Annotated in this window: 29 protein-coding genes and 1 pseudogene; all 30 read left to right on the forward strand. The window is 65.8% G+C overall.

Annotation, left to right across the window (positions count from 1 at the left end):
* Positions 1 to 1190, forward strand: a 1190-nt coding sequence (tuf, locus tag ASG51_RS19675; protein ID WP_055949261.1) for an elongation factor Tu, incomplete at its 3' end; no start/stop codon positions are given.
* A 1-nt stretch (position 1191) separates the two neighbouring features.
* A pseudogene (locus tag ASG51_RS24810) lies at positions 1192 to 1346 on the forward strand (hypothetical protein); the annotation flags it as partial.
* A 90-nt stretch (positions 1347 to 1436) separates the two neighbouring features.
* Positions 1437 to 1745 (forward strand): 30S ribosomal protein S10, encoded by a 309-nt coding sequence (gene rpsJ, locus ASG51_RS19680; protein WP_018044230.1) that lies wholly within the window; start codon positions 1437 to 1439, stop codon positions 1743 to 1745.
* A gap of 50 nt (positions 1746 to 1795) precedes the next feature.
* Positions 1796 to 2536, forward strand: coding sequence for a 50S ribosomal protein L3 (rplC, locus tag ASG51_RS19685; protein ID WP_055949264.1), 741 nt, complete (start codon positions 1796 to 1798; stop codon positions 2534 to 2536).
* Positions 2536 to 3156, forward strand: coding sequence for a 50S ribosomal protein L4 (gene rplD, locus ASG51_RS19690; protein ID WP_056270306.1), 621 nt, complete (start codon positions 2536 to 2538; stop codon positions 3154 to 3156). Before rplC ends, rplD begins: the two co-directional genes overlap by 1 nt.
* Complete coding sequence (locus ASG51_RS19695) at positions 3153 to 3449, forward strand: 50S ribosomal protein L23 (protein WP_018044227.1); 297 nt, start codon at positions 3153 to 3155, stop codon at positions 3447 to 3449. Before rplD ends, ASG51_RS19695 begins: the two co-directional genes overlap by 4 nt.
* 27 nt (positions 3450 to 3476) lie before the next feature.
* Positions 3477 to 4313 (forward strand): 50S ribosomal protein L2, encoded by an 837-nt coding sequence (gene rplB, locus ASG51_RS19700; RefSeq protein WP_056219866.1) that lies wholly within the window; start codon positions 3477 to 3479, stop codon positions 4311 to 4313.
* A gap of 5 nt (positions 4314 to 4318) precedes the next feature.
* A complete protein-coding gene (gene rpsS / locus ASG51_RS19705; protein ID WP_055949278.1) occupies positions 4319 to 4597 on the forward strand; it encodes a 30S ribosomal protein S19 in 279 nt (92 codons plus the stop codon).
* 2 nt (positions 4598 to 4599) lie between these two features.
* Entirely contained in the window at positions 4600 to 4986 is a 387-nt protein-coding gene (rplV, locus tag ASG51_RS19710) for a 50S ribosomal protein L22 (RefSeq protein WP_055949281.1), read from the forward strand.
* A gap of 10 nt (positions 4987 to 4996) precedes the next feature.
* Complete coding sequence (rpsC, locus tag ASG51_RS19715) at positions 4997 to 5737, forward strand: 30S ribosomal protein S3 (protein WP_055949284.1); 741 nt, start codon at positions 4997 to 4999, stop codon at positions 5735 to 5737.
* Between the two features lie 47 nt (positions 5738 to 5784).
* Positions 5785 to 6198, forward strand: coding sequence for a 50S ribosomal protein L16 (gene rplP / locus ASG51_RS19720; RefSeq protein ID WP_055949287.1), 414 nt, complete (start codon positions 5785 to 5787; stop codon positions 6196 to 6198).
* Between the two features lie 11 nt (positions 6199 to 6209).
* Entirely contained in the window at positions 6210 to 6425 is a 216-nt protein-coding gene (gene rpmC / locus ASG51_RS19725) for a 50S ribosomal protein L29 (protein WP_056219869.1), read from the forward strand.
* Positions 6426 to 6435: 10 nt separating this feature from the next.
* The gene (rpsQ, locus tag ASG51_RS19730; protein ID WP_056270312.1) at positions 6436 to 6696 is read left to right on the forward strand and encodes a 30S ribosomal protein S17; all 261 of its coding nucleotides are present in this window, start codon (positions 6436 to 6438) and stop codon (positions 6694 to 6696) included.
* Positions 6697 to 7041: 345 nt separating this feature from the next.
* The gene (locus ASG51_RS25245) at positions 7042 to 7257 is read left to right on the forward strand and encodes a hypothetical protein (protein ID WP_056382596.1); all 216 of its coding nucleotides are present in this window, start codon (positions 7042 to 7044) and stop codon (positions 7255 to 7257) included.
* Positions 7235 to 7672 carry a hypothetical protein gene (locus ASG51_RS25250; protein ID WP_056382598.1) on the forward strand — a complete coding sequence of 146 codons (438 nt, stop codon included), beginning with the start codon at positions 7235 to 7237 and terminating at the stop codon, positions 7670 to 7672. Before ASG51_RS25245 ends, ASG51_RS25250 begins: the two co-directional genes overlap by 23 nt.
* Before the next feature lie 254 nt (positions 7673 to 7926).
* The gene (rplN, locus tag ASG51_RS19745; protein ID WP_018044219.1) at positions 7927 to 8295 is read left to right on the forward strand and encodes a 50S ribosomal protein L14; all 369 of its coding nucleotides are present in this window, start codon (positions 7927 to 7929) and stop codon (positions 8293 to 8295) included.
* Positions 8295 to 8609: a 50S ribosomal protein L24 gene (gene rplX / locus ASG51_RS19750; protein ID WP_056219883.1), complete on the forward strand. Its 315-nt coding sequence runs from the start codon at positions 8295 to 8297 to the stop codon at positions 8607 to 8609. The genes rplN and rplX overlap by 1 nt, the downstream gene beginning before the upstream one ends.
* Positions 8602 to 9168: a 50S ribosomal protein L5 gene (gene rplE / locus ASG51_RS19755; protein WP_056219886.1), complete on the forward strand. Its 567-nt coding sequence runs from the start codon at positions 8602 to 8604 to the stop codon at positions 9166 to 9168. The genes rplX and rplE overlap by 8 nt, the downstream gene beginning before the upstream one ends.
* 40 nt (positions 9169 to 9208) lie before the next feature.
* Complete coding sequence (rpsN, locus tag ASG51_RS19760) at positions 9209 to 9514, forward strand: 30S ribosomal protein S14 (RefSeq protein ID WP_056183527.1); 306 nt, start codon at positions 9209 to 9211, stop codon at positions 9512 to 9514.
* A 12-nt stretch (positions 9515 to 9526) separates the two neighbouring features.
* A complete protein-coding gene (gene rpsH / locus ASG51_RS19765; protein WP_055881679.1) occupies positions 9527 to 9922 on the forward strand; it encodes a 30S ribosomal protein S8 in 396 nt (131 codons plus the stop codon).
* Positions 9923 to 9946: 24 nt separating this feature from the next.
* Positions 9947 to 10480, forward strand: coding sequence for a 50S ribosomal protein L6 (rplF, locus tag ASG51_RS19770; protein WP_055949306.1), 534 nt, complete (start codon positions 9947 to 9949; stop codon positions 10478 to 10480).
* Positions 10481 to 10492: 12 nt separating this feature from the next.
* Positions 10493 to 10855 (forward strand): 50S ribosomal protein L18, encoded by a 363-nt coding sequence (rplR, locus tag ASG51_RS19775; RefSeq protein ID WP_056219889.1) that lies wholly within the window; start codon positions 10493 to 10495, stop codon positions 10853 to 10855.
* A 93-nt stretch (positions 10856 to 10948) separates the two neighbouring features.
* The gene (rpsE, locus tag ASG51_RS19780; RefSeq protein WP_055949312.1) at positions 10949 to 11536 is read left to right on the forward strand and encodes a 30S ribosomal protein S5; all 588 of its coding nucleotides are present in this window, start codon (positions 10949 to 10951) and stop codon (positions 11534 to 11536) included.
* A gap of 12 nt (positions 11537 to 11548) precedes the next feature.
* Entirely contained in the window at positions 11549 to 11740 is a 192-nt protein-coding gene (gene rpmD / locus ASG51_RS19785) for a 50S ribosomal protein L30 (RefSeq protein WP_055949314.1), read from the forward strand.
* 11 nt (positions 11741 to 11751) lie between these two features.
* The gene (rplO, locus tag ASG51_RS19790) at positions 11752 to 12255 is read left to right on the forward strand and encodes a 50S ribosomal protein L15 (protein ID WP_056270324.1); all 504 of its coding nucleotides are present in this window, start codon (positions 11752 to 11754) and stop codon (positions 12253 to 12255) included.
* Between the two features lie 147 nt (positions 12256 to 12402).
* Positions 12403 to 13740 carry a preprotein translocase subunit SecY gene (gene secY / locus ASG51_RS19795; protein ID WP_056219895.1) on the forward strand — a complete coding sequence of 446 codons (1338 nt, stop codon included), beginning with the start codon at positions 12403 to 12405 and terminating at the stop codon, positions 13738 to 13740.
* A 113-nt stretch (positions 13741 to 13853) separates the two neighbouring features.
* On the forward strand, positions 13854 to 14456 hold the full coding sequence (locus ASG51_RS19800) for an adenylate kinase (RefSeq protein ID WP_056382602.1): 603 nt from the start codon (positions 13854 to 13856) through the stop codon (positions 14454 to 14456).
* Positions 14457 to 14702: 246 nt separating this feature from the next.
* A complete protein-coding gene (rpsM, locus tag ASG51_RS19805) occupies positions 14703 to 15071 on the forward strand; it encodes a 30S ribosomal protein S13 (RefSeq protein WP_019904471.1) in 369 nt (122 codons plus the stop codon).
* A gap of 170 nt (positions 15072 to 15241) precedes the next feature.
* Positions 15242 to 15631 (forward strand): 30S ribosomal protein S11, encoded by a 390-nt coding sequence (gene rpsK / locus ASG51_RS19810; RefSeq protein ID WP_055949325.1) that lies wholly within the window; start codon positions 15242 to 15244, stop codon positions 15629 to 15631.
* 45 nt (positions 15632 to 15676) lie between these two features.
* Entirely contained in the window at positions 15677 to 16552 is an 876-nt protein-coding gene (locus tag ASG51_RS19815) for an MBL fold metallo-hydrolase (RefSeq protein ID WP_056382604.1), read from the forward strand.
* Positions 16553 to 16567: the final 15 nt, after the last annotated feature.

Here is a 16567-nt window from a genome sequence, read left to right on the forward strand (position 1 = left end):
ATGGCCAAAGAGAAATTCGCGCGTACGAAGCCGCACTGCAACATTGGCACGATCGGTCACGTGGATCACGGCAAGACGTCGTTGACGGCGGCGATCACGAAGGTTCTGGCCGAGACGGGYGGAGCGACGTTCACGGCCTACGACCAGATCGACAAGGCGCCGGAGGAGAAGGCGCGCGGGATCACGATCTCGACGGCGCACGTGGAGTACGAGACCACGAACCGGCACTACGCGCACGTGGATTGCCCCGGTCACGCCGACTACGTGAAGAACATGATCACGGGCGCGGCGCAGATGGACGGCGCGATCCTGGTGGTGTCGGCGGCCGACGGCCCGATGCCGCAGACGCGCGAGCACATCCTTCTGGCCCGCCAGGTCGGCGTTCCGGCGCTGGTGGTGTTCCTGAACAAGGTCGACCTCGTCGACGACGCCGAGCTCCTCGAGCTCGTCGAGATGGAGGTGCGCGAGCTCCTCTCCAAGTACGACTTCCCCGGCGACGACATCCCGATCACCAAGGGCTCGGCCAAGGTGGCGCTGGACAACGGCGACAAGGCGATCGGCCACGACGCCGTGCTGGCGCTGATGGCGAGCGTGGACGCCTACATCCCGCAGCCGGAGCGTCCGATCGACAAGCCGTTCCTGATGCCCATCGAGGACGTGTTCTCGATCTCGGGCCGCGGCACGGTGGTGACGGGTCGCGTGGAGCGCGGCATCGTCAAGGTCGGCGAGACGGTGGAGATCGTGGGCATCCGCGACACCCAGACCACGACGGTCACGGGCGTCGAGATGTTCCGCAAGCTGCTCGACCAGGGCCAGGCGGGCGACAACGTCGGCGTGCTGCTGCGCGGCACCAAGCGCGAGGACGTGGAGCGCGGCCAGGTCGTGTGCAAGCCCGGCTCGGTCAAGCCCCACACCAAGTTCAAGGCCGAGGCCTACATCCTCACCAAGGAGGAGGGCGGCCGCCACACGCCGTTCTTCACCAACTACCGCCCGCAGTTCTACTTCCGCACCACGGACGTGACCGGCGTGTGCGTGCTGCCCGAGGGCACCGAGATGGTGATGCCCGGCGACAGCGTGACCATGGACGTCACCCTGATCGTGCCGGTGGCCATGGAAGAGAAGCTGCGCTTCGCCATCCGTGAAGGCGGACGCACCGTCGGCGCAGGCGTCGTCGCCGCCATCAACGAGTANGGGATCTGGCTCGACACCTGGACGTTCCAGGCCCCCGGCTTCTACGCGCGCCTCCCCTGATCGTGCCGGTGGCCATGGAAGAGAAGCTGCGCTTCGCCATCCGTGAAGGCGGACGCACCGTCGGCGCAGGCGTCGTCGCCGCCATCAACGAGTAATCGTCCGTCCTCACGGTCACGTCTGCAGGGAACGATTGAGGGGCGGGTCCTCGCGCCCGCCCCCCCATTGCCCCGCCAAGGTTTCAGGTCATGAACGGTCAGAATATTCGTATCCGCCTCAAGGCGTTCGACCATCGCATCCTCGATGCGTCGACCCGCGAGATCGTCTCGACGGCCAAGCGCACCGGCGCCACCATCCGTGGCCCCATCCCGCTTCCGACGCATATCGAGAAGTTCACCGTCAACCGCTCGCCCCACATCGACAAGAAGTCGCGCGAGCAGTTCGAGATGCGCACCCACAAGCGCGTCCTCGATATCGTCGATCCGACGCCCCAGACCGTGGACGCGCTGATGAAGCTCGACCTCGCCGCCGGCGTGGACGTGGAGATCAAGCTCTAAGTCCCGCGGGGATTTAGAGCTTACCGTAGAATCGCGCGAGGGAGACACCTATGCGCTCAGGCGTCATCGCACAGAAGGTCGGCATGACCCGCATCTTTACGGATGCAGGCGAACATGTCCCCGTCACCGTGCTTAAAATCGATCAATGTCAGGTGGTTGCCCACCGTACTGTCGAGAAGAACGGCTACGTCGCCCTTCAGGTCGGCGTCGGCAAGGCCAAGGTAAAGAACGTGTCGGCTGCCGAGCGCGGCCGGTTCGCAGTCGCCAAGGTCGAGCCCAAGCAGAAGCTCGCCGAGTTCCGCGTGTCCGAGGACAAGCTGATCCCGGTCGGCGCGGAGATCACGGCCGATCACTTCATCCCGGGCCAGTTCGTCGACGTGACGGGCACCACCACGGGTAAGGGGTTCGCCGGCGGCATGAAGCGCTGGAACTTCGGCGGTCTGCGCGCCACCCACGGCGTGTCCATCTCGCACCGTTCGATCGGTTCGACCGGTGGCCGCCAGGACCCGGGCAAGACCTTCAAGAACAAGAAGATGCCCGGCCATATGGGCGTCGACCGGGTCACGACCCAGAACCTGCGCGTCGTGCGTACGGATCCTGAGCGCGGCCTCATCCTCGTCGAAGGCGCCGTTCCCGGCGTCGCCGGCGGCTGGATTCAGATCCGCGACGCGGTGAAGCGCAAGCTCCCCGCGGACGTTCCGCAGCCTGGCAAGTTCCGTGAGCAGGGCGCATCCGCTCCCGCCACCGAAGCGCCGGCTCCCGAGGCTCCCGCTTCCGAGGAGAACGCGTGATGAAGCTCGATATCACCACGCTCGATGGCGCCGGTGCCGGTTCCGTCGATCTGGATGAGACCATCTTCGGTCTCGAGCCCCGCGTCGACCTGCTCCAGCGCATGGTTCGCTGGCAGCTCGCCAAGCGCCAGGCCGGCACCCATGCGGTCAAGAACCGCTCGGATGTGAACCGGACGCGCAAGAAGCTGTACAAGCAGAAGGGCACGGGTAACGCTCGCCATGGCGCCGCTTCCGCTCCGCAGTTCCGCGGCGGTGGACGCGCCTTCGGTCCGGTCGTGCGCAGCCATGCCCACGACCTGCCCAAGAAGGTCCGCGCGCTCGCCCTGAAGCACGCGCTATCCGCGAAGGTGAAGGATTCCACCCTCATCATCGTCGACGACGTGAAGCTCGCCGAGGGCAAGACGAAGTCGCTCGTCGAGCGCTTCGAGAAGATGGGCCTGTCCAGCGCCCTGATCATCGGCGGTGCGGAAGTGGACGTGAACTTCGCACGTGCCGCTCGCAACATCCCGCAGATCGACGTGCTGCCGATCCAGGGCATCAACGTGTACGACATCCTGCGTCGCGAGAAGCTCGTGCTGACCCGCGCAGCGATCGATGCGCTGGAGGCGCGTTTCCAATGAGTGCCGATCCGCGCCACTACGACATCATCGTCTCCCCGGTCATCACCGAGAAGGCGACGAACCTCACCGAGCAGAACAAGGTCGTGTTCCGGGTTTCCCCGAAGGCGACCAAGCCGCAGATCAAGGAAGCGGTTGAGAAGCTGTTCGACGTCAAGGTCACGGGCGTGAACACGCTTGTCACCAAGGGCAAGAAGAAGATCTTCCGCGGGCTTCGCGGACAGCGCTCGGACGTGAAGAAAGCGATCGTGACCCTCGCCGAGGGTGAGACGATCGACGTCACGACCGGCCTCTGAGACAAGTCGGGTTAAGGATTACCACCGATGGCCTTGAAGACATTCAAACCGGTCACGCCGAGCCTTCGCCAGCTCGTGCTCGTCGACCGCCGTGAGCTCTACAAGGGCAAGCCGGTCAAGAAGCTCACCGAGGGCAAGTCGTCGTCCGGCGGCCGCAACAACCTCGGCCGCATCACGGTCCGCTTCCGCGGCGGCGGTCACAAGCGCACGCTCCGCAACGTGGACTTCAAGCGTCGCGAGCAGATGGGCGTGTCCGCCACGGTCGAGCGGATCGAGTACGATCCCAACCGCACTGCGTTCATCGCCTTGATCGCCTTCCCCGACGGCACGCAGAGCTACATCCTGGCTCCGCAGCGCCTGTCGCCCGGCGACAAGGTCGTGGCTGCCGAGCAGGTCGACATCAAGCCCGGCAATGCCGGTCCGGTCGGCAACATGCCGGTGGGCACGATCGTTCACAACGTTGAGCTCAAGATCGGCAAGGGCGGCGCGATCGCCCGCTCCGCGGGCAACTACGCCCAGATCGTCGGCCGCGATCAGGGCTACGTGACGCTTCGCCTGAATTCCGGCGAGCAGCGTCTGGTCCACGGCCAGTGCTTCGCCAGCGTCGGCGCGGTGTCGAACCCGGACCACATGAACATCTCGCTCGGCAAGGCCGGCCGCAATCGCTGGCTAGGCAAGCGCCCGCACGTTCGCGGCGTTGCCATGAACCCGGTCGACCACCCGCACGGCGGCGGCGAGGGACGCACTTCGGGCGGCCGTAACCCGGTCACGCCCTGGGGCGTTCCCACGAAGGGGAAGAAGACTCGCTCGAACAAGCGGACCGACGTCTTCATCCTGTCCAGCCGTCATAACCGTAAGAAGTAACGCCCATGGCACGCTCGCTCTGGAAGGGGCCGTTCATCGACGGCTACCTCCTCAAGAAGGCTGAAGCCGCTCGCGGTTCCAGCCGTAACGAAGTCATCAAGATCTGGAGCCGCCGCTCCACGATCCTGCCGCAGTTCGTTGGCCTCACCTTCGGTGTGCACAACGGGCAGAAGCACATCCCGGTCTACGTCTCCGAGGAAATGGTCGGCCACAAGTTCGGCGAGTTCTCGCCGACCCGCACCTTCCACGGTCACGCAGCCGACAAGAAGTCGAAGAGGCGCTGATCATGGGCAAGCCCGCCACTCCCCGCGCGCTCCCCGAGAACGAGGCTCAGGCCGTCGCGCGCATGCTGCGCGTCAGCCCGCAGAAGCTCAATCTCGTCGCGCAGCTCATTCGCGGTAAGAAGGTCGACTCGGCTCTGGCCGATCTCGAATTCTCCCGAAAGCGGATCGCCCGCGAGGTCAAGAAGTGCCTCGAGAGCGCCATCGCCAATGCCGAGAACAACCACAACCTGGACGTCGACGATCTCGTCGTCTCCCAGGCGTTCGTCGGCAAGGCTCTCGTGCTCAAGCGTTTCCACGCTCGTGCCCGTGGCCGCGGCGCCCGTATCCTGAAGCCCTTCGCGAACCTCACCATCGTGGTGCGCGAAGTCCCGACCGCCGAAGCGGCGTGAGGAGGACCTGATGGGCCAGAAAGTCAATCCGATCGGTCTGCGGCTCGGTATCAACCGGACCTGGGACTCCCGCTGGTTCGCCCAGAAGGGTGAATACGCCAAGCTCATGCACGAGGACGTCGCGATCCGCGCCGCCCTCATGAAGCAGCTCAAGCAGGCTGCCGTCTCGAAGATCGTCATCGAGCGTCCGCACCGGAAGTGCCGCGTCACCATCCACTCGGGCCGTCCGGGCGTGGTCATCGGCAAGAAGGGCGCCGACATCGAGAAGCTGCGCAAGCTGGTGGGCACGCTCACCAAGGCCGACGTGACGATCAACATCGTCGAGGTGCGCAAGCCCGAGATCGACGCCACCCTGGTGGCCGACTCGATCGCCCAGCAGCTCGAGCGCCGCGTCGCCTTCCGTCGCGCCATGAAGCGCGCCGTTCAGTCGGCGATGCGTCTCGGTGCCGAGGGCATCCGGATCAACTGCTCGGGCCGGCTCGGCGGCGCCGAGATCGCGCGCCAGGAGTGGTACCGTGAGGGCCGCGTGCCCCTGCATACCCTCCGCGCCGACGTCGATTACGGCGTCGCCACCGCCTTCACGACCTATGGGACGTGCGGCATCAAGGTGTGGGTGTTCAAGGGCGAGATCCTCGAGCACGACCCGATGGCACAGGATAAGAAGGCGCAGGAAGAGGGTGGCCGTTCGGGCGGCCGTCGCGAGCGCGATGGTGAGGGTGGCCGCGAGCGCGGCCGGCGCGAACACGCCTGACGGCGCGTTCGTGACCCCGTCACCCAGAAAGGTGTTGAGAGGCTGCCATGTTGCAACCCAAGAAGACCAGGTTTCGTAAGCAGTTCAAGGGTCGCATTCACGGTGCGGCCAAGGGCGGCTTCGACCTCAACTTCGGGACCTTCGGCCTGAAGGCCGTCGAGCCCGAGCGCATCACCGCGCGCCAGATCGAAGCGGCCCGCCGCGCGATCACCCGTGAGATGAAGCGCCAGGGCCGTGTCTGGATCCGGATCTTTCCGGATGTCCCTGTCACGGCCAAGCCCACCGAAGTCCGCATGGGCTCCGGTAAGGGTGCACCCGAGTTCTGGGCTGCCCGCGTGCATCCCGGACGTATCATGTTCGAAGTCGACGGCGTGGCCGAGGACGTTGCGAAGGAGGCCCTGCGCCTCGGCGCGGCGAAGCTCCCGATCCGCACGCGCGTCGTTCAGCGCATCGCTGATTGAGGGAGGGGATCATGAAGTCGTCGCAGAGACAGTCGGATCTGGCCGCCCTGTCACCCGATCAGCTGACCGATGAGCTGTTGAACCTGAAGAAGGAGCAGTTCAACCTGCGCTTCCAAGGCGCCACCGGTCAGCTTGAGAACGTCGCGCGCGTCCGCGAAGTCCGCCGCGATATCGCCCGCGTTCGTACACTCCAGCGTCAGAAGACGCTGAAGTCGGCGCAGGCCTGAGGAGTACACCATGCCGAAGCGCGTATTGCAGGGCGTCGTCGTCAGCGACAAGGGCGAGAAGACCATCGTCGTGAAGGTGGAGCGTCGCTTCACCCATCCGGTGATGAAGAAGACCGTCCGTCGCTCGAAGAATTACCACGCTCATGACGAAGCCAACGTCGCCAAGGTCGGCCAGACCGTGTCGATTGAGGAGTGCCGTCCGTTCTCGAAGACCAAGACCTGGCAGCTGGTGTCCGGCGCCACGTCGGAGGCTCCCGCCGCCGAGGCGTGAACCGACAGCACCGGAACTTCCAAATACGGGCGCAGGCTTCTGCGCCCGTTTTTTCGTGCCGTATTGCTCGGGGGAGCGCATGATTGCGGTCCCGTCCGGCATCACCCGCATCGCTCAAGGATAGCGGTGGAAGTCCTCGTGGCTCTTTTCGGAGCGGAGCAGCTCGACGGGATCGTCAGCGCGCGCCGGCAATTCGGCATCCCTCTCCGGCCGGACCTGCAGACCGCGATCGTCGCCGAGGTCGCATTGCCAGCTCAGGACTGCTGGGGGTGCACCAGGTCTCCGATCAGCTGCCCCTGACGAATTCCGAGCCACCTTGTTTGGTAGCACGGCCAAGCCTTCTCCATGCTTCCGCTGCAGGGTCGCGACACGGATGTCGGTGAAGCCGAGCTGTTCGCGGCCCTCGACAATGGGCTCCGGCTCGTCAAGGTCGCGGATCGACCCGTGGTGGTGCTGTTTTCGCAATACAGCATCCTTCAAGAGATCGAGCTCTCGCAGGTCGAGATCGTGAACCTGCCTGACGTCGAATCGTTCGAATTTGCGCGGGCTTTCCCTGCGTGATTCGGGCCGCGGGGGCAACCGTCCCGACGAGATCAAGGACGCCCTCGTGTCGCGTCCGGGGCGCGCAGACAAGGCCATCGAGATCGTAGATCCGGATACGGCTCGCAGGGGCCGGCTCGTCGCACTCTTTGGGGTGTCCCTGGAGTACGAGGAAGGCGCGATCGACGAGGCGCTCGCATTGTCGGGTGGCCGGAGCGCCGCCTTCGTGAAGGAGACGGCCCGGCTCCTGGCGCAGAGTTTCTCCTTTGCGAGGCGGGATGATATGATGGACGGAGCGACTATCTCGGATGTCCTCGGCGAAGCCGCCGGCAGCGCAAACCGGATCGGCCACCGGATCACTGGCCCGTCGAATACCTTCAAGCTCACCGAACGCGCCGGAGTGCCTGTCCCGGACGGGTGCGGGGAAGATCTCTGAGCCCCCGGCACGGTTTGGGTTCGCGCGTGTTCGGCCTTGCGTCCTGCAGTTCGCTGGTGTAGTTGGCATGCCTTCGCGACAGTTGAGAAGGGTGTTCGCGCCTTTCGAACGCGGTGACCGCGCCGGTGTCCAAAAACACCGATTGCGCGGTGCTTCATATGAGCCGGGGACATCAGATCCCCCTCAGGCGTCGTCCGCCGGGCAATACCGTCCGCGTGCGGAAACCCGCCTGAAACAAAGAAAGGTCACTGCCCGTGATCCAGATGCAGACGAATCTGGACGTCGCCGACAACTCGGGTGCACGCCGTGTGATGTGCATCAAGGTTCTGGGCGGGTCGAAGCGTAAGTATGCCGGCGTCGGCGACATCATCGTGGTCTCGGTCAAGGAAGCGATTCCACGGGGTCGCGTGAAGAAGGGCGACGTCATGAAGGCGGTCGTCGTGCGCACCGCCAAGGAAGTGAAGCGTGCCGACGGTTCGGTGATCCGCTTCGACAAGAACGCCGCCGTTCTGATCAACAATCAGAAGGAGCCGATCGGGACCCGTATCTTCGGACCGGTGCCCCGCGAGCTGCGCGCCCGCAATCACATGAAGATCATCTCGCTCGCGCCGGAGGTGCTGTGATGGCCGCTAAGGTCAAAAAAGGCGACAAGGTCGTCGTCCTCACCGGTCGCGACAAGGGTCGCTCCGGCGAGGTCATCCAGGTGCTCCCGAAGGAAGATCGCGCGTTCGTACGCGGCATCAACCTCGTGAAGAAGCACCAGAAGCAGACGCAGAACCAGGAAGGCGGCATCGTCTCCAAGGAAGCTGCGATCCAGCTCTCGAATCTCGCGTTGCAGGACGCGAACGGCAAGCCGACTCGCGTGGGTTTCCGCATCCTCGAAGACGGCCGCAAGGTCCGCTTCGCCAAGACCACGGGGGACCAGATCGATGGCTGAGAAGAATGCTGACGGGTACACCCCGCGCCTGCGCAAGCACTACGACGAAGTGGTGCGCCAGAAGCTGATCGAAGAGTTCGGCTACAAGAACCCCATGCAGGTTCCGGTCATCGAGAAGATCGTGATCAACATGGGCGTCGGCGAGTCGACGGCCGATTCGAAGAAGGCGTCCGTCGCCGCCGGCGACCTGGCCCTCATCGCCGGCCAGAAGCCGGTCATCACCAAGGCCCGCAAGGCCATCGCGACCTTCAAGGTGCGCGAGGGCATGCCGATCGGCTGCAAGGTCACGCTGCGCAAGCAGCGCATGTACGAGTTCATGGATCGCCTGATCACGATCGCGCTCCCGCGCGTCCGCGATTTCCGCGGCCTGAACCCGCGCTCCTTCGACGGCAACGGCAACTACGCGCTGGGCCTCAAGGAGCACCTCGTGTTCCCGGAGATCTCGTACGACAAGGCCGAGGCCACCTGGGGCATGGACATCGTCATCCAGACGACGGCCCGCACCGATGCTGAGGCGCGCGCGCTCCTCACGCAGTTCCGATTCCCGTTCCGGCAGTGAGCCCCCGTTAGGGTCTCAGACGCGGACACCGGAGAGAGAAATGGCAAAGAAAAGCTCGATCGAGAAGAACAAGCACCGCGAAGCGCTGGTGAAGCTCTACGCTCCCAAGCGCAAGGCGCTGCTTGCCACGGCGAATGACGAGTCCCTCGAGATGGAGGAGCGCTTCGAGGCGCGCCTCAAGCTCGCGGAGCTGCCCCGCAATTCGTCCCCCACCCGCATCCGCAACCGCTGCGGCATGACCGGCCGTCCGCGCGCTTTCTATCGCAAGATGGGCATCTCGCGCATCGCGCTGCGCGAACTCGGCAACCAGGGTCTGATCCCCGGTCTCGTCAAGTCGAGCTGGTAAGGAGCAACCACCATGGTTAACGATCCCGTGGGTGATATGCTCACCCGCATCCGCAATGGTCAGCAGCGCCGCCGCAACGTCGTCCAGACGCCCGGCTCCCGCCTGCGTGCCAGCGTGCTCGACGTCCTCAAATCCGAGGGCTACATCCGCGACTACGCGACCACGGATTACGGCAACGGCCGCACCGAGTTCGCCATCGAGCTGAAGTACTACGACGGCCAGCCTGTCATCCGCTCGATCCAGCGCGTGTCGAAGCCCGGCCGCCGCGTCTACTCGTCGGTCGGCGAGTTGCCGCGCGTCGCCGATGGTCTCGGCGTCACCATCGTGTCCACCCCGCAGGGCGTCATGGCCGACCACGAGGCGCGCGAGCGCAACGTCGGCGGCGAAGTGCTCTGCAAGGTGTTCTGATCTCGGACTTGGAGGAATAAGGCGATGTCTCGCGTAGGCAAGAAGCCCGTTCCCGTCCCGTCCGGTGTGACGGCCACGGTGACCGGTCAAACGGTGAAGATGAAGGGCTCCAAGGGCGAGCTCCAGTACGTCGTTCCCAACGTGGTCGACGTGAAGTTCGAGGACGGCGCCGTCTCGGTGCAGCCAAAGAACCAGACCAAGGAGGCGCGCTCGCTCTGGGGCACCTCCCGCGCTCAGGTGGCGAACCTCGTCGAGGGCGTCTCCAAGGGCTTCGAGAAGAAGCTCGAGATCACCGGCGTGGGTTACCGCGCCGCGATGGCCGGCAAGGCTCTGAAGCTCTCGCTCGGCTACAGCCACGACATCGAGTACGAGATCCCCGCGGGGATCACGATCGCGGTGCCGAAGCCCACCGAGATCGTCATCTCCGGCATCGACCGGCAGGTGGTCGGCCAGGTGGCCGCCGAGATCCGCGACTATCGCGGACCCGAGCCCTACAAGGGCAAGGGCGTGAAGTACGCGGGCGAGTTCATCTTCCGCAAGGAAGGCAAGAAGAAGTAAGGGCCGCCGAACATGTCACGCAAAATCGATGCACTCGACCGCCGCAAGGCGCGTGTGCGCCGCGCGCTGCGGGCGGCGGCCAATGGACGGCCCCGGCTCTCGGTGTTCCGTTCCTCGAAGCAGATCTACGTTCAGGTGATCGACGACGCCGCGGGTAAGACCCTCGCGTCGGCCTCGAGCCTCGACAAGGATCTCCGCACCGGCCTCAAGACCGGTGCCGACGTCTCGGCCGCCCAGGCCGTTGGTAAGCTCGTCGCCGAGCGCGCCAAGGCTGCGGGCGTCACCCAGGTGATCTTCGATCGCTCGGGGTACCTCTACCACGGGCGCGTCAAGGCTCTCGCCGACGCCGCCCGCGAGGGTGGCCTCGAGTTCTGAGAATGGCGGAGGAGGGCGGCGCCCGCCGCTCTCCGTTCCGGACGATTCAAGCGAGCGGGTCCGCCACCCGCGTCAGTGAGATGGATATTCAGTATGGCACGTGAACGTGAAGGCGGTGGCCGCGGCCGCCGCGATGAGCGCGAAGAGCGCGACAGCGAGTTCGTGGACAAGCTCGTCCACATCAACCGCGTCGCCAAGGTGGTGAAGGGCGGACGTCGCTTCGGCTTCGCCGCGCTCGTCGTCGTGGGCGACCAGAAGGGCCGCGTCGGCTTCGGCCACGGCAAGGCCCGTGAGGTTCCCGAGGCGATCCGCAAGGCGACGGAAGCCGCCAAGCGCGGCCTTGTCCGCGTCGCACTCCGCGAAGGTCGTACCCTGCACCACGACGTCTACGGTCGTCACGGCGCCGGCAAGGTCATCCTCCGCGCCGCCCCCCAGGGAACCGGCATCATCGCCGGCGGCCCGATGCGCGCCGTCTTCGAGACGCTGGGCATGCAGGACGTGGTGGCCAAGAGCCTCGGCTCCTCGAACCCCTACAACCTCGTGCGCGCCACGTTCGAGGCGCTCAAGAACGAAGACAGCCCGCGCTCCGTCGCGGCCCGTCGCGGACTCAAGGTGTCGGCCCTCCAGGCCCGTCGCCGTGATGCCGATCCGTCCGACATGTCCGAAGCCGCCGTCGCGTAAGGGGAGGGTCCAATGGCACAGAAGACTCTCCGCATCGAGCAGATCGGGTCTCCGATCCGCCGCGAAGGCGACCAGCGCGCGACGCTGATCGGCCTCAAGCTCAACAAGCTGCACCGGGTTTCCGAGCTGGAGGATACCCCCTCCGTGCGCGGCATGATCCGCAAGGTGCAGCACCTCGTGCGCGTCCTTGGCGACGCGGCCTGAGGGAGGGCATCATGAAACTGAACGAACTCCGCGACAACGACGGCGCCACCAAGAACCGGATGCGCGTCGGACGGGGCATCGGCTCCGGCAAGGGCAAGACCGCAGGACGCGGCGTGAAGGGTCAGAAGGCCCGCACCGGCGTCTCCATCAAGGGCTTCGAGGGTGGCCAGATGCCGCTGCATCGTCGCCTTCCGAAGCGCGGCTTCAACAACCTGTACTCCACGGACCTGAACGAGGTGAATCTCGGTCGCGTCCAACAGGCTGTCGATGCCGGCCGGATCGAGGCGGGCGCCACCGTCACCGTCGAGACGCTGATCGCCGCCGGTATCTGCGCCCGTGCCCGTGACGGCGTGAAGCTCCTCGGCGTAGGCGAGCTCACCACCAAGCTGACCTTCGAGGTCACCCGCGCGTCGAAGTCGGCGATCGAGGGTGTCGAGAAGGCTGGCGGGTCGGTCACCGTGACCTACGGCGACGGCGTCTCCACCCGTGGCAAGCCTGCCCGCGTGGTTGCGTAGTCACGCGACTGACTTTAAGTCGAAGCTCTGAGCGGCGGCCCGTGCGACCTCGCGCGCGGCCGCCGTTCCCGTTTTATCAGGGAGCGGCCTCTTCTCGCCGGAGAAGACGACCCGCCCTCATGTGATCCATCTCTAGGAACCGGTGCCATGGCCTCAGCCGCCGAGCAGCTTGCCGCGAACCTCAATTTCGGGGCCATCGCCAAGGCCGACGAGCTCAAGAAGCGCATCTGGTTCACGCTGGGTGCGCTCATCGTGTTCCGCCTCGGGACCTACATCCCGATCCCGGGCATCGACCCGGAACAGTTCGCGCGGAACTTCCAGCAGCAATCGGGCGGCGTGCTCGGGCTGTTCAACATGTTCTCCGGCGGTGCCGTCGAGCGCATGGCGATCTTCGCGCTCAACATCATGCCCTATATCTCGGCCTCCATCATCATCCAGCTTCTGACCTCGGTGATCCCGAGCCTCGAGACGCTGAAGAAGGAGGGTGAGTCGGGCCGCAAGGTCATCAACCAGTACACCCGCTACCTCACGGTGGTGCTGGCGCTGGTGCAGTCCTGGGGCATCGCCTTCGGCCTCCAGGGATCGAGCGCGGCCATCGAGCCCGGTCCGTTCTTCATCCTGTCCACCGTCATCACCCTGACGGGCGGCACGCTGTTCCTGATGTGGATCGGCGAGCAGATCACTTCGCGCGGCATCGGTAACGGCTCCTCGCTGATCATCTTCGCGGGCATCGTCGCCCATCTTCCGGTGGCGATCGTTGGCGCCCTGGAGCTGAGCCGTACCGGTGCGCTTTCCTCGGCCGTCATCCTCGGCATGGGCGTCGCCGCCGTCGCGCTCGTCTACTTCATCGTGTTCATGGAGCGCGCGCAGCGCCGCCTGCTCATTAACTATCCGAAGCGCCAGGTCGGCAATCGGATGTACGAGGGCCAGACCTCGTTCCTGCCGCTGAAGCTTAACACCGCCGGCGTCATCCCGCCGATCTTCGCCTCGTCGCTGCTGCTCCTGCCCGCCACCGTGGCGAGCTTCTCGGCCAATAACGGCGGCACCGGAATCCTGGCCACGATCACGACCTATATCGGTCACGGCCGGCCGCTCTACATGGTGCTCTACGCCGCCCTGATCATCTTCTTCGCGTTCTTCTACACGGCCGTGGTCTTCAATCCCGAGGAAACGGCAGATAACCTGAAGAAGCATGGCGGCTTCATTCCCGGCATCCGCCCGGGTGAGCGGACCGCGGCCTTCATCGACAAGGTCCTGACCCGCATCACCCTGATCGGGGCGCTGTACCTGACCTTCGTCTGCCTGGTGCCCGAAATCCTGGCTTCGTATTCCTCGGCCGCCATCGGCTTCGGCGGCACCTCCCTGCTCATCGTGGTCTCCGTGACGATGGATACGGTGGCGCAAATTCACGGGCACCTGATGGCCCATCAGTACGAAGGCCTCGTCAAGAAGGCGAAGCTGCGCGGGGCGACCCGCCGGCGCTGACGGTAACGCGCGGCGGGCTTCAGGGCCGCCGCGGCCCTTGCTAGAGTTCCGAAAGCCGGCGCCGAGCAGGATCGCCGGATATCCAAGCAGACCGGACCTGAGGAAACGACACCATGCGCATCATCCTGCTTGGGCCGCCCGGCGCGGGGAAGGGGACGCAGTCCGAGCGGATCGTGGCACGGTATGGCATTCCTCAGCTCTCCACCGGCGACATGCTGCGCGCGGCCGTCGCCGCCAGCACGCCGGTGGGCCTACAGGCCAAGAGCGTGATGGAATCCGGTGGCCTCGTCTCAGATGCGATCGTGGTCGGGATCGTGGCCGATCGCATCGAAGAAGCGGATGCCAAGCCCGGCTTCATCCTTGACGGTTTCCCCCGCACGGTGGAGCAGGCCAAGGCCCTCGATGCGATGCTGTCCCAGAAGGGCATCGCCCTCGACACCGTCATCGAGTTCGCCGTGGACGAGGAGGCGCTGGTGGGCCGAATCGCCAAGCGCGCCGAGGAAACGGCGGCCCGCGGTCAGCCAGTGCGCAAGGACGACACGCCCGAGGTCTTCAAGACCCGCCTCGACGCGTATCGGAAGCAGACCGCGCCCCTGTCCGACTACTATGCCGGCACCGGCCTTCTGCAGACCATCGACGGCATGAAGCCGGTCGATGCCGTCACCCAGGATCTGGTGACGATCCTGGACCGCCACACCGCGTCGGCGGAGTCCTGACCGGACCTTCCCGGCGCGGCCACGGAGCCGGGATCGAGCCGGGCTCGCCGCTTTATCAGGGTTGACACACTCCCCGGCCCGCGCTAGTGGGCCGGTCTTCGTTCAGAGGAAGTGGGTCCGGATCGCCTCTCCAAGAGGCCGATGCGGGCCGATTTGTCGTTTTGGACGGCGCGCAGGGGCCGGTCTCCACCGGACGCGCGTGACACTCGGCCCGGCCTCAGGTCCGGCGCCTCATGGAGAGACACCTTGGCTCGTATCGCTGGCGTTAACATCCCGACCAACAAGCGCGTCGTCATCGCGCTGCAGTACATTCACGGCATCGGCCCCAAGAAGGCCGAGGAAATCACCGGCAAGGTCGGGATTCCTGCCGAGCGTCGCGTCAATCAGTTGACCGACGCCGAGGTGCTGTCGATCCGCGAGACCATCGATCGCGACTACATCGTCGAGGGCGACTTGCGCCGCGAAGTCTCGATGAACATCAAGCGCCTCATGGATCTCGGCTGCTATCGTGGCCTGCGCCACCGCCGCAACCTGCCCGTCCGCGGCCAGCGCACGCACACCAATGCGCGCACTCGCAAGGGCAAGTCCAAGCCGATCGCCGGCAAGAAGAAGTAAGCCTCTCGCTTTGGGAGGTCGTGCCGCGCGCGGCCTCCCGACCATCGCGCCCGGTGAACCGTGCGCGTCAGCCCGCGCCGCGGCCCGGCAATCGAACGCCGCGCCCTCCGCATCGCAGAAGACTCCCGAGCGCCTGGAATGACGGGCGCGCCTGAAGGACGAAAGTACACATGGCCAAGGAAACCACCCGCGTCCGTCGCCGCGAACGCAAGAACATCGTCTCGGGCGTCGCGCACGTGAACGCGTCGTTCAACAACACGATGGTCACCATCACCGACGCCCAGGGCAACACCATCTCGTGGTCGTCCGCCGGCGCCATGGGCTTCAAGGGGTCGCGCAAGTCGACCCCGTACGCTGCCCAGGTCGCGGCCGAGGATGCCGCCCGCAAGGCCGCCGAGCACGGCATGCGCACCCTCGAGGTCGAGGTCTCCGGTCCGGGTTCGGGTCGTGAGTCCGCCCTGCGCGCGCTGCAGGCCGCCGGCTTCACCGTCACGTCGATCCGTGACGTGACGTCGATTCCGCACAACGGTTGCCGTCCGCGCAAGCGTCGTCGCGTCTGAGCCGACGCCGTCGCGAACTTTTTGGGGCCTGTTACGGAGACACGCGTGTCGAATGCTCAGAATCCGCTTCCGGGTGTGCTGCGGTGGAGCTTGGGTGATCTGACGATCACGGTGATGAATGACGGCTACCTCCAGGGGTCGCTGGATCTCGTCACCGGGATCGATCGTGCGGAGGCCGGCGCCCTACAGGCCGCCGGCTTTCGCGCGCAGGATCCCCGGATCACGCTCAACGCCTTCCTGATCACGGGTCCCGGGCGCAACCCGCTCCTCATCGACAGCGGGATGGGCCATTTCGGTGGCCCGTCCCTCGGTCGCGTTCCGGCGGCCCTCGCGGCGGCCGGCATCGCGCCGGACAGCATCGAGACCGTGCTGCTGACGCACCTGCATCCCGATCATGCCGGTGGCCTGATCCGGGAAGACGGTACGGCAGCCTATCCGAATGCCGAACTCGTGGTTCATGCCGACGAAGCCGCGCACTGGCTCGACGACGGCGCGCTTTCGCGGGCGCCGGACGAGGCGAAGCCGTACTTCGACATGGCGCGTCAGGCCACCGCCCCCTACGGGCAGCGTCTGCGCACGATCACGGGCGGCAACGTGGCACCGGGTATCGAGGCGATCCCGCTGCCGGGCCATACGCCCGGCCATACCGGCTACCGCATCACGTCGGGCGACGCGTCGCTTTTGATGTGGGCGGACATCGTTCACCTGCCGGCGATCCAGTTTAAGCAGCCGGAAGCCGGTATGGTCTTCGACGTCGACGGGGATCAGGCACGCGCCGTGCGTCGCCGGATTCTCGACGCCGTCTCAAGCGACCGGACCTTCGTGGCGGGCGCCCATCTTGAGTTTCCGGCTCTGGGCTACGTCGCCCGGGACGGGGCCGCCTACAGTTTCGTTCCGGAGCTCTGGGTCGCGGCCCAGTAACGGTCCGCGCCCGAC

Source organism: Methylobacterium sp. Leaf465, assembly GCF_001424705.1.
Taxonomy (GTDB): domain Bacteria; phylum Pseudomonadota; class Alphaproteobacteria; order Rhizobiales; family Beijerinckiaceae; genus Methylobacterium.

Bases quoted from the DNA above. Each gene is read 5' to 3' on its own strand.
- rpmC (WP_056219869.1), top strand. From the start codon at position 6,210: ATGAAGTCGTCGCAGAGACAGTCGGATCTGGCCGCCCTGTCACCCGAT.
- rplC (WP_055949264.1), top strand. From the start codon at position 1,796: ATGCGCTCAGGCGTCATCGCACAGAAGGTCGGCATGACCCGCATCTTT.
- rplR (WP_056219889.1), top strand. From the start codon at position 10,493: ATGTCACGCAAAATCGATGCACTCGACCGCCGCAAGGCGCGTGTGCGC.
- secY (WP_056219895.1), top strand. From the start codon at position 12,403: ATGGCCTCAGCCGCCGAGCAGCTTGCCGCGAACCTCAATTTCGGGGCC.
- rpsH (WP_055881679.1), top strand. From the start codon at position 9,527: ATGGTTAACGATCCCGTGGGTGATATGCTCACCCGCATCCGCAATGGT.
- ASG51_RS19800 (WP_056382602.1), top strand. From the start codon at position 13,854: ATGCGCATCATCCTGCTTGGGCCGCCCGGCGCGGGGAAGGGGACGCAG.
- rplX (WP_056219883.1), top strand. From the start codon at position 8,295: ATGGCCGCTAAGGTCAAAAAAGGCGACAAGGTCGTCGTCCTCACCGGT.
- rplB (WP_056219866.1), top strand. From the start codon at position 3,477: ATGGCCTTGAAGACATTCAAACCGGTCACGCCGAGCCTTCGCCAGCTC.
- rpsQ (WP_056270312.1), top strand. From the start codon at position 6,436: ATGCCGAAGCGCGTATTGCAGGGCGTCGTCGTCAGCGACAAGGGCGAG.
- ASG51_RS25245 (WP_056382596.1), top strand. From the start codon at position 7,042: ATGCTTCCGCTGCAGGGTCGCGACACGGATGTCGGTGAAGCCGAGCTG.
- rpsS (WP_055949278.1), top strand. From the start codon at position 4,319: ATGGCACGCTCGCTCTGGAAGGGGCCGTTCATCGACGGCTACCTCCTC.
- rplD (WP_056270306.1), top strand. From the start codon at position 2,536: ATGAAGCTCGATATCACCACGCTCGATGGCGCCGGTGCCGGTTCCGTC.
- rplE (WP_056219886.1), top strand. From the start codon at position 8,602: ATGGCTGAGAAGAATGCTGACGGGTACACCCCGCGCCTGCGCAAGCAC.
- rpmD (WP_055949314.1), top strand. From the start codon at position 11,549: ATGGCACAGAAGACTCTCCGCATCGAGCAGATCGGGTCTCCGATCCGC.
- rplO (WP_056270324.1), top strand. From the start codon at position 11,752: ATGAAACTGAACGAACTCCGCGACAACGACGGCGCCACCAAGAACCGG.
- rpsE (WP_055949312.1), top strand. From the start codon at position 10,949: ATGGCACGTGAACGTGAAGGCGGTGGCCGCGGCCGCCGCGATGAGCGC.
- rplV (WP_055949281.1), top strand. From the start codon at position 4,600: ATGGGCAAGCCCGCCACTCCCCGCGCGCTCCCCGAGAACGAGGCTCAG.
- rpsN (WP_056183527.1), top strand. From the start codon at position 9,209: ATGGCAAAGAAAAGCTCGATCGAGAAGAACAAGCACCGCGAAGCGCTG.
- rpsC (WP_055949284.1), top strand. From the start codon at position 4,997: ATGGGCCAGAAAGTCAATCCGATCGGTCTGCGGCTCGGTATCAACCGG.
- rplF (WP_055949306.1), top strand. From the start codon at position 9,947: ATGTCTCGCGTAGGCAAGAAGCCCGTTCCCGTCCCGTCCGGTGTGACG.
- rplP (WP_055949287.1), top strand. From the start codon at position 5,785: ATGTTGCAACCCAAGAAGACCAGGTTTCGTAAGCAGTTCAAGGGTCGC.
- rpsJ (WP_018044230.1), top strand. From the start codon at position 1,437: ATGAACGGTCAGAATATTCGTATCCGCCTCAAGGCGTTCGACCATCGC.
- ASG51_RS19695 (WP_018044227.1), top strand. From the start codon at position 3,153: ATGAGTGCCGATCCGCGCCACTACGACATCATCGTCTCCCCGGTCATC.
- rpsK (WP_055949325.1), top strand. From the start codon at position 15,242: ATGGCCAAGGAAACCACCCGCGTCCGTCGCCGCGAACGCAAGAACATC.